The organism is Pedobacter sp. KBS0701 (assembly GCF_005938645.2).
Classification (GTDB): Bacteria; Bacteroidota; Bacteroidia; order Sphingobacteriales; family Sphingobacteriaceae; genus Pedobacter.
Map to the genome: position 1 here is coordinate 3,466,858 of NZ_CP042171.1, position 15,190 is coordinate 3,482,047.

The window sequence follows — 15,190 nt, forward strand, 5'->3', positions numbered from 1 at the left end:
CCACAACATGAAAAAAATCACCTTTTTGTTCTGTACTGTATGCCTGATTAGCCTTAGTGCATATAGCCAAATTTTAAAACCCGTAACCTGGAGTTACGCCGCAAAAAAAACCGGCCCAAATACAGCTACTGTTTTCATCAAAGCTTCTGTAGATCAGGGCTGGCACCTCTATTCGCAATTTGTTAAAGATGGAGGTCCTGTTAGAACAACCTTTACTTTTCCTGCATCTGGCGCTTACACCCTGGTTGGAAAAACTACAGAACCAAAAGCGATAACCAAATTCGAATCTACTTTTAAAATGGATGTAAGCTACTTCGAAAAGTCGGTAGTTTTTCAACAAAAAGTGAAGCTAAAAGGCAAAACCGCAACCGTTAAAGGCAATGTAGAGTTTATGGTATGCGACGATAAACAATGTTTACCGCCAGAGCAGGTCGAATTTAGTATTCCTGTAAAATAATAGCGTTACCAAGAATATGATATCCTTAAAAAAAATATGTCTCGGTTTGCTGTTCGTTTGTGCCATATCCTTAAATGGATATGCACAGGATAGCTCCAGAACCGACGACCTCACTTTTACAGAGATAAAGCCAGAAGCGCCTGATAGTACAATCAAAGCAACTGATACTGTTGCCAAAATAGCAGCTGCAGTACCCGCCACTGTTAAGCAAACTGTTGCACCATCAAAAGAAGAACACAAAACTTTGTGGGGGATTTTTATTGCTGGCTTTGTTGGCGGTTTAGCAGCCCTGTTGATGCCCTGCATCTTTCCCATGTTGCCCCTTACAGTAAGTTTTTTCACTAAAGGATCAGAAAAAGGGAAAGCCTTTCGGCGGGCAGCATTGTATGGTTTTTTCATTATCCTCATTTATGTGGTGCTTGGGCTTTTGGTTACCGTAATTTTTGGTGCCGATGCCTTAAACAGTCTATCAACCAACGGGATATTCAATTTCTTTTTCTTCTTATTACTTGTTGTTTTTGCAGCATCGTTTTTGGGCGCTTTTGAAATTACCCTACCCTCTTCATGGGTAAATAAAATGGATGCCAATTCAGACAAAGGCGGCATTGCAGGATTATTTTTCATGGCAGGAACACTGGCTTTAGTATCCTTCTCCTGCACCGGGCCCATTATAGGTACTTTATTGGTACAGGCAGCTACAACCGGCGCTTTGTTAGGGCCTGCAATTGGCATGTTTGGCTTTTCTTTGGCACTGGCCATTCCTTTTGCCTTATTTGCGCTATTTCCGTCTGCAATGAACAAACTACCAAAATCTGGTGGCTGGCTAAACAGTGTTAAGGTTGTACTTGGTTTTCTTGAACTTGCCTTTGCCCTAAAATTCCTAAGTAATGTAGACCTGGCCTACCATTGGGAATGGTTTGACCGCGAAATATTCTTAAGCCTTTGGATTGTTATTTTCGGGATGATGGGTATTTATCTTCTGGGTAAACTAAAGTTTTCACATGATAGTCCTTTGGCATTTATCTCAGTACCCAGGCTTTTTTTAGCTACTGTTGTACTGGCCTTTACTATTTACCTGATCCCGGGTATGTGGGGAGCACCATTAAGAAGCATTTCAGCGTTTCTTCCACCACAGGAAACACAGGATTTCGATCTGTATACAGCCAATTTATTAGCAGGAAAACAGACCGCAACAAATGATGGTCCGCATAAATACGCAGATAAATTTCATGCACCGTTAAAGCTCAATGCCTATTTCGATTATGATGAAGGTTTAGCTGCAGCTAAGAAACTGAATAAACCAGTACTAATTGATTTTACCGGCCATGCCTGCGTAAACTGCAGAAAAATGGAAGCCAATGTTTGGCCGGATAAAGACGTATATAAAATGATCAGTAATGATTATGTATTGATCCAGTTATATGTGGATGATAAAACAACACTTGCTCCGGCTGATGTAACGGTTACACCTGAAGGAAAAAAACTCAGCACCATTGGTAAAAAATGGAGCGACCTGCAAGCAAGGAAATTCCAGTCCAATTCGCAGCCTTTTTATGTACTGCTCGATCCAAAAACAGAAGCACTATTGGCACCACCACAAGGTGCCGATTACGAAATAGCCAATTATAAAAAATTCTTAACAAGTGGTTTAAACGCTTTCCACTAAGAGATAGGATTCAAAAGCGTTGATTTTAATTTTAGTTAATGATGTAAGGACAGTACCGGATGGTCTGTCCTTTTTTTTGCCTTTTTTTTAAAAGGTAAATCGACTCATTTACACCCCTCAGCTTTAATCTCTTGCAAATACATATAGCTTACAGGATGGAACAGGACGGATTACCCGAATTAAAGTTCTAATCTCGTGTAACCAAGTATAATCAATACCTATATGAGCAAGAAAAACTACACCAACATCATGCAATCGTTTGCAATTAGTTATACCATTATTACCATTTTAAAACCCTGAAGCAAATAAGAAGAAACAGCCGGGTGTAGCCAAAACACTAAAACTAACTTATTTTTTATCATGCAATAGGTAATTCTTCCATGAGTATGGATTGATTGCTTAATTATATGCACCTAAAACAAATAGCACACTCCATCTAATATGCTATTTGGCCAAATAACCAAATATTTACAAAACCAATAAAACTATGGATCTTAATTTTTATCCAGAAAACCTAAATCGACGAAAAGGCTCTTCGCACAAGAAAATCCTGGTAACAGGCATATCTGTGCTATGCCTTTTAGGTGCTGCAGTCAAGGCAAATGCTGATACCGGCTATCGAAAAACAGCACTTTCAACTATAGTGAAAAACGCCCCGATGAGCAAACGGGACGTTACCTTGAAAGGCAAGATTGTTGATGAAAAAGGTGAAACCTTGGTTGGTGTGAGCATCAGACTGAAGGGTAGTACCGTTATAGCCTCTACCGATGCCAAAGGTGCTTTTTCCATTACTATTCCATCAACGGTGAGCAATCCGGTTTTGGTGGTTTCGTACATTGGCTATACCACACAGGAAGTACCTGTTGATGGAAAAACTACAATCAGCATTCAATTAAAAAGTTCGACCAATGATCTGGAAGAAGTTGTAGTAGTGGGATACAATACTGTTAAAAAGAGTGATTTAACAGGAGCAGTTGTAAGTGTTGGCGCTAAAGAAATCAGATCAAGACCGGTAACCAATGCCTTACAGGCCATGCAAGGCAAAGCGGCAGGTGTAGATATCACCTCAAATGAGCGTCCTGGTCAGGTTGGAGATATTAAAATCCGTGGTCTTAGATCTTTAAAAGCCAGTAACTCGCCCTTATTCGTGGTAGATGGTATTCCACTGCAAGCTGGCGGGATCGATGCCATTAATCCCAACGACATCGAAAATATCGATGTTTTAAAGGATGCCTCTGCAACAGCCATTTATGGCTCCAGAGGTGCCAATGGAGTGGTACTCGTAACGACCAAAAAAGGTAAAACCGGAAGATTAACCATGGATTATGTAGGTACGGCAACCATCGAAACCCTAAACGACAGGATGGAAATGATGAATTCAGCACAATATATCGAGTTTCGCCGCGATGCGTTTAGGGCATTGCCAGCAACCGATACCCGGAAATATCCAACCGTAGCTACGCTGGCTAAGGACAGAGAAATTTTTGCGGGAGACCCTTATGTGCTAGAAAACATAGAAAAGGGCTGGGCAAATGGTGTTTACGATGGCAGCCTGGTTCCTACTACCGATTGGGGCGATTTAGTTACCAGAACCGGAATTACCCAGGATCATGTGTTAAGTGTGAGTGGTGGTACTGAAAAGATGAAGGCGTATGGATCATTCGGCTACCTGAATCAAACCGGTACACAGCTGGGGCAGGATTTTGAAAGATACAGCGGTAAATTAAGTGTAGAGATTAATCCCGTTAAATGGTTTAAAATGGGACTTAACATCACAACAACCTATAGCCTGCAAAACTATGGTTTCGTTGCGGCCAGTGCTTCAGGCGCTGGTAATATTTATGCTGCTGCGCGAGGCATGCTTCCTATGGCTATTCCTTATGATCCGAGTGGCAATAGAATTAACCTGCCTGGTGGGGATATCAATATTCAGAATCCAATTCTCGAGGCCGATTACAACATCAATCTTCGTAAAACCCTAAGAGCCTTAGGTTCGGCTTTTGCTGAAGTTAATATTTTAAAAGGATTAAAATACCGCATTAATTTCGGCCCTGATTTCTCTAATTTCTATAATGGAAAGTACCAGGATGCAAAATCGGTAAACCGCGATGCCGGTATTCCGGGTTCGGTTAACAATTATGCGCAGTTAAACCAAAGCAATAAGTTTGCCTATACCCTTGATCATTTGTTGTATTACGACAAAACCAATAACAAGCACAGTTTTGGCGTAACCTTATTGCAGAGTTCTTCGCTGTTTCAGGATGAGTCTTCATCATTAACGGGTAGTAAAATCAATTTAATTGCTCCGCTTTGGTATGGATTAAGGGCAGGAAGCATTACCGCTCTGGATGGATTTGACACCGATTTCAGAAAATCTACACTCGAATCGTACATGGCAAGGGTAAACTACAGTTTTGACAGTAAGTACCTGTTAACCGCATCGTTACGTTCGGATGGAGCATCGCAGCTGGCCGAAGGCAACAAGTGGGATTTTTTCCCATCCGCAGCCCTGGCATGGCGTATGGATCAGGAAAATTTCATGAAAAACATCAAATGGGTAAGTCAATTGAAGTTGAGGCTTGGTGTGGGTAGTACCGGTAATTCATCAGTAGATATTGGTAGTACACTGGGCCTTTTGCAACCACTTACCTATACCTTTGGCAGTGCTGCCCAGATAGGTTATGTAGCATCAGATGCTTCTCTGGCCAACCCAATTTCATTTCCCAACAAATTGTTAAGCTGGGAAAAAACCCAACAGTATAATTTAGGCCTCGATTTCGACCTGCTAAAAGGAAGAATAAACGGTTCACTAGATCTCTATAAGTCTAAAACAACAGATCTGATCTTACTTAAAAAAATCAATATCATCAACGGTTATCCCACCTCTTATGATAACATTGGTTCGACCAAAAACAAAGGACTCGATTTAACTTTAAATACGGTTAATGTAAGAACAAAAGATTTTAGCTGGGAATCTACCCTGAATTTTTCGACCAGCAGAGACGAGATTGTGAAACTGAACGGTGGCGACATGGTTGCTGATCTTTTCTTTATCGGAAACGGGATCAGTGTAGCTTATGATTATGTTAAAGATGGCATTTGGCAAGATACACCGGAAGATAAGATCGAAATGGATAAGTTCAAGGCAAACGGACAAACATTTTTACCTGGAAGCATTAGGATCAGGGATTTAAATGGCGACCATAAAATTGATGCCAATAGCGACCGTCAGATACTGGGCCGCTATACACCAAGCTGGAGCGGTGGTATCACAAATACTTTTAACTACAAAGGTTTCGATTTATCTGTTTTTATTATTGCAAGGTATAATTTCCTTATCGCAACGGGTGCCGAATCATTGCAAGGCCGTTTTGCCCAACGGGTATTAGATTACTGGACGCCAACTAACCCTACCAACGATTATCCTGCACCTAATTATGGTAGTGCAGCAGGCGATCAGTTTAAAAGTGCTATGAACTACCAGGATGGTTCTTTTATTAAGGTTAGAAACATATCGTTGGGTTACAATTTTGCTGACAACATGACTAAAAAACTAACACTATCCAGATTAAGGGTTTATGCCCAGATAATCAATCCCGGTTTAATCTATTCGAAGATAAAATGGATAGATCCGGATTTAGGTGGATCCACCTTTAACAGAGGTGTTGTATTTGGCATTAATGCAAGTTTCTAACAGAGTGAAAAAATATTGATTATGAAAAAGATTGTAAATATTATATCAGGAGTGGCTTTGTTAGGAAGCTTAATGGTGCTTCCCACTTCCTGTAAAAAAAGTTTCCTGGATGAGGAAGTGATCAACTCACGCAATACATCCGATTTTCAAAAAACAGAAGGATTAGATGGCCTGGTTATTGGTATGTACCAAAGTTTAAAATTCCATTTTAATTACACCTGGGCTTACACCAGCACCAATTATGGGGTAGATGAGTTTACTGTAGGTGGTGATAGAACCGAGCAAATGTGGAACTCCTATGATGGAACCTTAAATTCGTTAAATGCGGATGTGCAAGCTGTTTTTGATAACATGTACACCAATATTAATTCGGCCAATATTGTGATTAAAAATGTACCGATTTATTATACTGGTGCCAACAAAAATACCCGCCTGGGAGAAGGTTATTTTATGCGTGCCTTTGATTATTTTAAACTGGTTAAACAATATGGAGGAGTACCTTTGCAGCTTGAATCGTTAGAAACGATTAAAGATGAGTTTACAAGGAATTCAGCCAAAGAAGTATACGAACAGGTAATTCAGGATTTTACGCAAGCCTATAACCTGCTTCCAACAGCAGCAGCAGAAAGAGGAAGAATTACCAAATGGGCAGCAGCTCACTTTCTGGCCAAAGCCTATCTGTTCCGTGCGAGCGAAATGAATAATGAATGGAATGGCGATACCAAAACAGCCGATCTGCAAAATGCTATTAAATATGCAGATTTAGTAATTGGCAGCGGCCAGCATAGCTTAGCAACCAACTACAGCGATCTTTGGAACTTTACAGCTGTAGATGGCGCCAACGAAACCAACCGGGAAATTATCCTGGCTGCCCAATTTTCGAACAATACTGCAACCCAGGGAAGGTATGGTAACCAGGTACACCTTTATTATCCATCTGTTTATCAAACCCTTCCTGGAATGATACGCGATATAGCAGGCGGACGCGAATTTCAGCGGATGAGGTCGACAGATTATGCTTTAGATGTTTTTGACCGGGTAAATGATTCAAGATTCTGGAAAAGTTTCAAAACGCGTTATATAGCCAATAATGCAACCAGTATCCCTAAATGGGTTAAAGGCAGCGCCCCTACTCCAGCACAAGAAGGACAACCAAAATTTACCGTTGGGGAAGAGGCTGTTTTGTACATCGTAAACGATGCCGGCGATACCCGATATACCCCAATAGTTCCCAATGCCGATCCGGCTTTACCAACAGATCTTGCCCGCCGCAAACCAACTATGTTTGTAAGGTACTTTGCTGGTCAGCCCCAAAGCTACTTAAATGCCCACGGCAATTACAGTGTAAACCAATATGTGGCTTTATCTAAATTTATGGATGGTTCCAGAAATCTCGTAGCCTCACAGTTCGGACAGCGTGATGGAATTCTGGCCCGCCTTGCCGAAACCTATTTAATTGCCGCTGAAGCTTACGGACGATTGGGACAATATGCACAAGCTATCCCGTATTTAAATAGTGTTCGCGATCGCGCAGCCTATAAAGATGGAGAAGACCGTTCTTCTTATGTTGATGGCGGAATTTCTTATAAAACCAATCCTGCAGTAACTTCAGCAATTGTTTCCTATTCAGACAAAAACACGTATTTCGAATCGAACAATATCCCGGTAACTACAACCAATACATTATCTTCGATGCATTTAAATAGTGAAGCCGATATTTTTAACTCAGGCAAAGATTTTTACGATAAAGTTGGCGCAAGTTCCAATGCAGATAAATTCACTGCCTTTATTTTGGATGAACGCTCCAGGGAATTAATGGGCGAACTAATGAGATGGGAAGACCTGGCCCGCACCAAAACATTAGTAGCACGTACCGCTGCATTTAACCTCGAAGCTAAACCGATTGCAAGTAAACATTATCTGCGTCCTATTCCTCAAAGTTTCCTGGATGTACTTAAAATTGGTGGCGAACCATTAACTGCTGAGCAAAAACAAGCCATGCAAAATCCAGGCTGGTAATCAGATTGATCCTTAAAAAAAGAGCAATTTACCATTGGTTAATTGCTCTTTTTGTTTGGACATCTACTATTTATTGTAGTGGAACCGGCATTGAATAATGGCGCATTGTTGATCTTTACCTTTTATACCTGATATCTGATAAACCAGACGATGCTCACCAGTAATCCGCCGTGACCAAAAGCCCTTTAAATTATGCTTTAAAGCTTCAGGTTTTCCTAAACCATGAAATGGTGTTCCTGTTATATCTTTAAGGAGTGCCCTTATTTTTCTTTCCACCTCATCATCATTATCCATCCAATATTCAAAATCCTCCCAGGCTTCTTCAGTAAATAATATATTCATTGCTTAAAGCTCAACAGACTTTTCATTTTCTAAAGAAAATTGCCTTATTCTGCCGTTTTTTAAACTTTCTATAGATTTCTCTAATCTTTTACGATTTGCTTCTGTCGACATTAAATGTGCAGTTTCGGTAAGCGCATTATATTCTTTAATAGAAATAACCACAATAGCATCATCTTCATTATTATTTCTTGGAACAATCAAAACATCCTCCGTAGCACTTACCTCATCAAAATAGTTTTTCATATTTGTTCTGAGAGAAGAAATGGTTACTGCTTTCATACTTTATTTATTTTGTACAATCAAATGTACATCATAATGTACATAAAAGCAAATATGTAATCCCTGTTCTTTATTTTCATCATATAAATATTAATTTTATTGCATTTGTTACCAACTCTTTTTCGAAGGCAATTCTAACCAGGTTTAGGTTATTTTACAGCGAATTACAAAGTACCAAAAGGAAAACCAGTTACCACCCCATTGGTACGCTCAGGAAAAGAAAATAAAACTCATATATTGGCCTAGAGGTAAATGGTAAAAAACCTGACGATGGTGTTAACCGGGCTTAAACCACATCAGAAGGTAATTTAAGCATTATTGAAGCAGAAATTTATGAGCAGCCTTATAGCAGACTTCCGAAGTCTTGATCAAAATAAAAAACACTATATGAAAACACTAAAAAAAGCTTACCTCCTGTTATTTAGCTTAACCACTATCATCTTTACATCAAACGCTCAATCAAAAGCTAACATTGAGGTTAATTTCGATAAGAATATAGCACCGATGAAACCAATATGGGCTTGGTTTGGTTATGATGAACCGAATTATACCTATATGAAAGATGGCCAGAAACTGCTGACTGAAATTTCAAAATTGAGTCCGGTTCCCGTATATGTACGTGCGCATAACTTGCTAACCTCCGGAGATGGCACGCCTGCTTTAAAATGGGGATCGACGAATGCCTACACGGAAGACGCCAAAGGTAATCCGGTTTACAACTGGAAAATTGTTGATCAGATTTTTGATACTTATGTAAAAAGAGGTATGAAACCTCTGGCTCAAATAGGCTTTATGCCTGAGGCACTTTCAACCAAACCTCAACCCTATCAACACAAATGGAAACCTGGCGCCCGATATGATGAAATTTTAACCGGCTGGGCCTATCCGCCAAAAGATTACAAAAAGTGGGGGAATTTGGTTTACGAATGGGTAAAACATTGTGTAACACGGTATGGCAAGGCTGAGGTAGAAAGCTGGTACTGGGAAGTATGGAATGAGCCGGATGGCGCTTATTGGAAAGGTACACAGGCCGAATTCTTTAAACTTTACGATTACGCTGCCGATGGACTTAAAAGAGCCTTACCAACTGCTAAAATTGGTGGTGCGAATGTAACCGGTGGTGGGACCAAGTATTTAGATGCCTTTATTAAACATTGTTTAACAGATACCAATTATGTAACAGGCAAAATCGGTTCACCTTTAGATGCTGTTCTTTTTCATGCTAAAGGCTCACCAAAAGTATCAAACGGAACTGTAGTAATGAATGTAAGGACTCAGCTCCGCAATATTGATGGCAATTATAAGATCATCAGTAAATACCCTCAACTTAAAAATATCCCTGTAATTATCGGCGAATCTGATCCCGAAGGTTGTGCTGCTTGCGGTATGAGTACTAATCCCGAGAATGCTTATCGCAACGGCACCATGTATTCGAGTTATACTGCAGCATCTTTTGCCCGGCTTTACGAACTTACAGATCAATATAAAATCAACCTGTTAGGCGCTGTTACCTGGTCCTTCGAATTTGAAAACCAACCTTGGTTTGCAGGTTTTCGCGATTTAGCAACCAATGGTGTTGATAAACCTGTTTTAAATGTATTCAGGATGTTTGGCAAGATGAAAGGGAACCGTGTTGAAGCCACAAGCAACCGCATGTACAATTTAAATGCTATTTTGGATTCGAGCATCAGAAAACCGCAAACTGATCTAGGTGTTTTGGCCACTAAAGCAGAGAGAACGGCTGCTGTCATGCTGTGGAACTATCACGATGAGGATAAAACGGATTCGAAAGATCTTGTTTCCATCTTGTTAAATAAACTGCCTGCAAAAACGATAACCATCACAGCATATCGTATTGATACTGAAAACAGCAATTCTTATACTGTATGGAAAAAAATGGGCTCGCCACAAAATCCAGATACAAAACAGATTGCAACATTAGAAAAAGCAGGGCAACTTAAAATGATTGGCAAACCCAGGAAATTTGATACCACAACCGGTGCTTTTGAAATGGAATTAGCCAGACAAGGGGTAGCTTTGTTAAGGTTGGATTGGTAGCTTTTTGCTTTTTTGCCACGGAAAGCACGGAAATAAATAATCGTTTATGACGATTAATCATAATGTTCTTTACGCACTCATTTTGAAAAGAGTACGCGCAATAAATGTGAAATTTCCTTCTCCGGTCGTCACCCTGAATTCATTTCAGGATCTTAACATCATGATAGATACTGACCTATAGCGAAACGGAGAGCTATGCGAGTAAAACAAAGTTCAGTATGATGCAATTAATTATTTGATTAAGGCTTAACCACCAATGGCGCTCCGTTTACCATTACGTTCTCCATTTTAACATCCTGATACCTGTTTTTCAAAAAAGGTGTTTTTGTTGTTACTTCCAGATCTTTAAAAAGAAAACCAGATACCTTATCTTCAGGATTCCCATCCATTTCGCCAAATTTTGTTGCCTCAACTTTAATGTTGGCTATCTTAATGTTCCTGATCGTACCAAATGGCTTTGCGGTGCTGCCTGCCAAATCGAAAAACTGTTTCCAGGGATTTAGATCGATAATTGCGCCGCATTTTCCTGTAATGTTCTCTACCGTAATATTTTCATAGAGCTGAAATGTATCTCCACGCATTTTCATTTTTAAAATCGGGCAGTTATTCTCTACCTTACAGTTTCGCATGGTAATATTACGCGCATGAATACACTCGCTTCCCATGGTTAAAGTAGCATGCGCTTCGCCAATGGTACAGTTTTCAATTAAAATATCTTCAACAATACCATTTTGTGACAGTTTTTGTGCCTCGGGTCCTTTACCACCTTTAATGCAAATGGCATCATCATTAACAGAGATATAACAATTCCTGATGGTTACTTTTTTACAAAAATCAATGTCTATACCATCAGTGCTTGGTGCTTTTATCGGCCGAAACGGCGAGCGGATATCGCAATTCTCAATTAATACATGATTGGATTGATACAAATGAGTGGTCCAGAATCCAGCATTGCGCAATTTCACCCCTTTAATATTCACGTTATTGCATCCCCAGATAAAAAGTAACCGCGGACGGCTCACCTCCAGGTTTGTAGATTCTCTTCCTAATTTCTTAAGCGAATCTCGATGTGCCCAAAATGTCTTCCAGAATTTGAGTCCGTTTCCATCAATCGTACCTGGACCCGAAATACTAAAACCATCTACTTTTGTTGCATTAATTAATGCTGCAAAGTATTTAAGGCTCCTCCCTTCCATACGGGATGGGATAAAAGGGTAATCTTTTATTTGATCAGATCCTTTTAGTACCGCACCTTCTTGCAACAACAGTTTCGTTTTAGGCTTAAAAAAAAGTGCTCCGCTAAGATAAACACCTTTAGGAATTACAATCGTTCCTCCTCCTTTTTGATAAGCCTTATCGATTACACTTTGAATGGCTTTGGTATTCAGTTCGGTGCTATCGGTACCCACGCCGAACTTGGTGATGACATAATCTTGAGCCATGGCATTTAAACCAATGGCTGTAAACAAAACGATTATTAGGAGTTTTTTCATGATACAATATTGATTTGTACAAAGCTTTAAGATTCCCGCCTGCGCGGAATGACGATATATGATTAATTAAAAGCTGTAATGCTTACCGGACCTATTAATCCTGAGGGCATTACATTCCAGCCCGAAGCATCAAAATCCTTATAGTTAATATTTACGAAATTGATTTCGTGGTAATTCCGCCACTGGATTTTTTTAATATCCATATCATGGATCCGGTTCGCCATCAAATTAACCACTTCAATTTTTATGGTATTATGTCCTGCTTTTAAATATTTACCCACACGTGCCTGAAAAGGAATGCTCCATAAAATGCCTACTTCTTGTCCATTGATCCATACACGCGCACTCTCATCTACCTGGTTCAGGTTTAAAACATACGCTTTAGCCGTTTTCGAACTCAAATTAAAACTCGAGGTATAAACACCCGTACCAGAAAAGGCCTGTAATTTAGGATCTTTTAAAGTAGTCCAGCTTACCAGTTTGGCTAACTGCTGATCTGCAGGAAGCTCAGGTCCGCCTTCAGTAAAATGTAAATTCCATGGTTGGTTAAGATTGATCGAATACGCAGCTTTGCTTAAATAAACCCAGGGGATTTTGGTTGTTCCATTCTGACCGACCTTTAAAAACAGACTCTCTCCCGATTTAAGCTGTACACGAACCTTTTTATCTCTTACTGCCGCCAAACCCACATTCGAGCTTTGCGGATCCATGATTAAAACCTGTCCTTCTTCATTTAAGGAAAGTTCGGTATCGATATCTTTAGCGGTGTGGTTAACCAGATAATAATATTTGCCACTTGTTGTCTTTCTCCTGATAAACTTAAGGCCTGAATCGGTTAAAGTTTCTCTGTTAATCCCGATTGCACTTAATGCTTTTTGCACATCGTTAGCCAATAAAATTATTCCAGCGCCAACCTTAACCTGTTTAATACCATCTGCGACATCCGTAAAAATCAATTTAGCCAGGCTGGTCTTCAGCTGTGTGCGTTTTGCTTCCAGATTATTTAAACCCGGAATATCTTTAGGTAATGCCTGAAAAATGACTTTCGCACCATTACTGGCCAGTTTTATCATCTGATCCAGCGTTTCCGGGCTCATCATTTCGCATTGCGGAACAATTAACACCTGGTATGGCGCAGTGGCAGCGTTAGTACTGATCAATGCTTTGTTAACCGTTGATTGCTTTAATAACCGATCGGATGCAAAATCAAAAGAATAACCCGATTTATAAAGATCTTTTGATAATTTATAAAATGCCGTTGGATGTAACCACTCGTCAACATCATGTACTTTTAAAGCCATATCCAAACCTTTAGCCTTGTTCCAAACATCATAAATTGGCCAATAAATTAATAGTTCGTTATCTGGCTTTCCTGATTGAAGAATAGATTGACAACGGGTTATATAATTATTCAATCCTTGTACATGTGGCCATAAACTGTTGTTCGGGTTCATTTCTACAGAAGCGTAAAACAGCCATCCCGGCCACGATACATTTGTAGGTGAATTGGTGGTTCCGTGATAAAAGATATGGTTTATACCCGCCAAAAACAATTGCTCAGCTTCTGGTTTACATTGCGAAAATGATGTTTTAAAATGCTCTGTCAACCAGGTAAACGTTTCAGAAGAGGCCAGTTTTTTACCGCCTGTATGGGCCGCAGAAGAGGCGAACTTACACATCATTGGATCAGGATCTACATTGCGGATATCTCCGGCATCGCGCCTAAGCCCCGGGATCGGGAAGTAACTAGAACCAAAGGTTTCCGTTTCTGGAATATCAACCGCTCCATAAAGATCTAGCAGATTGCCTGGCGAACCATGCGACTGGTTTTTCGTAACCGATTTAAGCTGATGAGCCCAATTGGTCCAGTTTTGTGTAAAATTATGGAGTAAAAGTTCATCCATGGTTTCGCGGTAATCAGATTTTAAACGCGCAATATCTGCGTTTGTAGAATCTTTACCAGTTAGTTCTTTAATATGAGCTGCAAGGTCGTAACCCCTGTTTTTCTTAAATTCCTGAAAGAAAGTTGGCGTCCATGTTGCACCATAAACTTCATAGCTATCGTTAAAAAACGACCGGACACCTTGTGGTTTGCCTCCAAAAGCATCCGAAAATCTTTTCAGGTAAACATCAACTGCATTTTTATCAAGGTGATCTAAAGTAAAACCTTCCCCTCCAGGTGCAGCACGTTTAACCATCTGCCTGGTTTTACCTGCAAATGCAGCATAAATATCCCAGCTTCCATTAACTGGCGACCAATTTAAAGATCCATCGGCCTGAACTTTAGCAAGCAGATTGAGCACCTCATCATTTGGCCCATAAGCGGTTAAAGCCTGCAACTGTGCGAAATCCTGTTTGGCTTCTTTAATCTTAATGGTTTCAGTTAACTTCTCTCCCGCTTTGAGTGTATATTGCTGGGTAATCAGTTTGGTGGCGGCATTTTCAGGCTTAATCTGCGGACCGCCAAATGGCCAGCCTGTACCTGTATTCATATCTACTCCTAAACCCAAAGTATTGGCTTTATTTACCGTATAGTGCAATATATCTATCCACTTTGGCGATAAAAACTGGAGGTATTGTTTTTCAAAACCTTTAGCACCATAAATTGGTGTAATTTCTACTCCACCGAGACCAGCATCTGCGTATTTCTTTAAAACCAGGTTTAAATTCTTTTCGTCTACAGCATTTCCCATCCACCACCAGCGGGTCCAGGGCTTCATCTGCTTTTCGATAACAGGCCAACTGCTTTTGTTTTTAACAGGCTTTTGTGATTTAGCCAAACTAAAAGTTAATGTGAAGAGCAGCAGAACAGAAAAGAATCTATATAATTGCATATTTTTAATCTAAATGGAAAACCATTTCTAAAGGAAATGTTTTTGGAGAATTATCAGCATTGGTTTCCATAATATCCGCCATGTAGGCCCACCATTTCTGCACAATCTGGGTACTGCCTAAATCCTGCGAGGAACTGCCATTTTGTTGTTGCACGGCAAAAAGTATATTGGTTTCTTCATCTAAAAAAATAGAATAATCGCTGATCCCATTTTCCTTTAATAAAGCAGATAACTCTGGCCAGATCTCATCATGGCGCTTTTTATATTCTGCTTTAAAACCGGGCTTAAGCTTCATTTTGAATGCAATTTTCATGTTTTTAATTTTATTTTTAATGAGTTTTAGTAACC

Annotated in this window: 10 protein-coding genes; 5 read left to right on the forward strand and 5 right to left on the reverse strand. The window is 39.9% G+C overall.

Annotated elements, in window-relative coordinates; translation table 11 throughout:
• The first annotated feature begins 7 nt into the window (after positions 1-7).
• The 4 genes from FFJ24_RS14005 (at position 8) to FFJ24_RS14020 (ending at position 7,836) form a co-directional block, all read left to right on the forward strand.
• Positions 8-457, forward strand: a complete 450-nt coding sequence (locus FFJ24_RS14005) for a protein-disulfide reductase DsbD domain-containing protein (protein ID WP_138822105.1) — start codon at positions 8-10, stop codon at positions 455-457.
• A 16-nt stretch (positions 458-473) separates the two neighbouring features.
• Positions 474-2,123: a protein-disulfide reductase DsbD gene (locus tag FFJ24_RS14010; RefSeq protein ID WP_138822107.1), complete on the forward strand. Its 1,650-nt coding sequence runs from the start codon at positions 474-476 to the stop codon at positions 2,121-2,123.
• A gap of 487 nt (positions 2,124-2,610) precedes the next feature.
• Positions 2,611-5,817 (forward strand): TonB-dependent receptor, encoded by a 3,207-nt coding sequence (locus tag FFJ24_RS14015; RefSeq protein WP_210419372.1) that lies wholly within the window; start codon positions 2,611-2,613, stop codon positions 5,815-5,817.
• Between the two features lie 21 nt (positions 5,818-5,838).
• On the forward strand, positions 5,839-7,836 hold the full coding sequence (locus FFJ24_RS14020; protein ID WP_138822109.1) for a RagB/SusD family nutrient uptake outer membrane protein: 1,998 nt from the start codon (positions 5,839-5,841) through the stop codon (positions 7,834-7,836).
• A 66-nt stretch (positions 7,837-7,902) separates the two neighbouring features.
• On the opposite strand, the gene FFJ24_RS14025 is transcribed toward FFJ24_RS14020, so the two are convergent.
• Together FFJ24_RS14025 and FFJ24_RS14030 are read right to left on the reverse strand one after the other, a co-directional pair.
• On the reverse strand, positions 7,903-8,178 hold the full coding sequence (locus FFJ24_RS14025; RefSeq protein ID WP_138822111.1) for a Txe/YoeB family addiction module toxin: 276 nt from the start codon (positions 8,176-8,178) through the stop codon (positions 7,903-7,905).
• A 3-nt stretch (positions 8,179-8,181) separates the two neighbouring features.
• Positions 8,182-8,457, reverse strand: a complete 276-nt coding sequence (locus FFJ24_RS14030) for a type II toxin-antitoxin system Phd/YefM family antitoxin (RefSeq protein ID WP_138822113.1) — start codon at positions 8,455-8,457, stop codon at positions 8,182-8,184.
• A gap of 387 nt (positions 8,458-8,844) precedes the next feature.
• Here FFJ24_RS14030 and FFJ24_RS14035 point away from each other — a divergent pair, with 387 nt between their 5' ends.
• Positions 8,845-10,515, forward strand: a complete 1,671-nt coding sequence (locus tag FFJ24_RS14035; protein WP_138822115.1) for a beta-xylosidase — start codon at positions 8,845-8,847, stop codon at positions 10,513-10,515.
• 239 nt (positions 10,516-10,754) lie between these two features.
• Here the strand turns inward: FFJ24_RS14035 and FFJ24_RS14040 are convergent, their stop codons facing one another.
• The 3 genes from FFJ24_RS14040 to rhaM all read right to left on the reverse strand — a co-directional run bounded on the left by FFJ24_RS14040 (position 10,755) and on the right by rhaM (position 15,155).
• Entirely contained in the window at positions 10,755-12,008 is a 1,254-nt protein-coding gene (locus FFJ24_RS14040; RefSeq protein WP_138822117.1) for a glycoside hydrolase family 28 protein, read from the reverse strand.
• Between the two features lie 62 nt (positions 12,009-12,070).
• Positions 12,071-14,842, reverse strand: a complete 2,772-nt coding sequence (locus tag FFJ24_RS14045) for a glycosyl hydrolase (protein WP_138822119.1) — start codon at positions 14,840-14,842, stop codon at positions 12,071-12,073.
• A 4-nt stretch (positions 14,843-14,846) separates the two neighbouring features.
• On the reverse strand, positions 14,847-15,155 hold the full coding sequence (rhaM, locus tag FFJ24_RS14050; RefSeq protein WP_138822121.1) for an L-rhamnose mutarotase: 309 nt from the start codon (positions 15,153-15,155) through the stop codon (positions 14,847-14,849).
• Between the last annotated feature and the right edge of the window lie 35 nt (positions 15,156-15,190).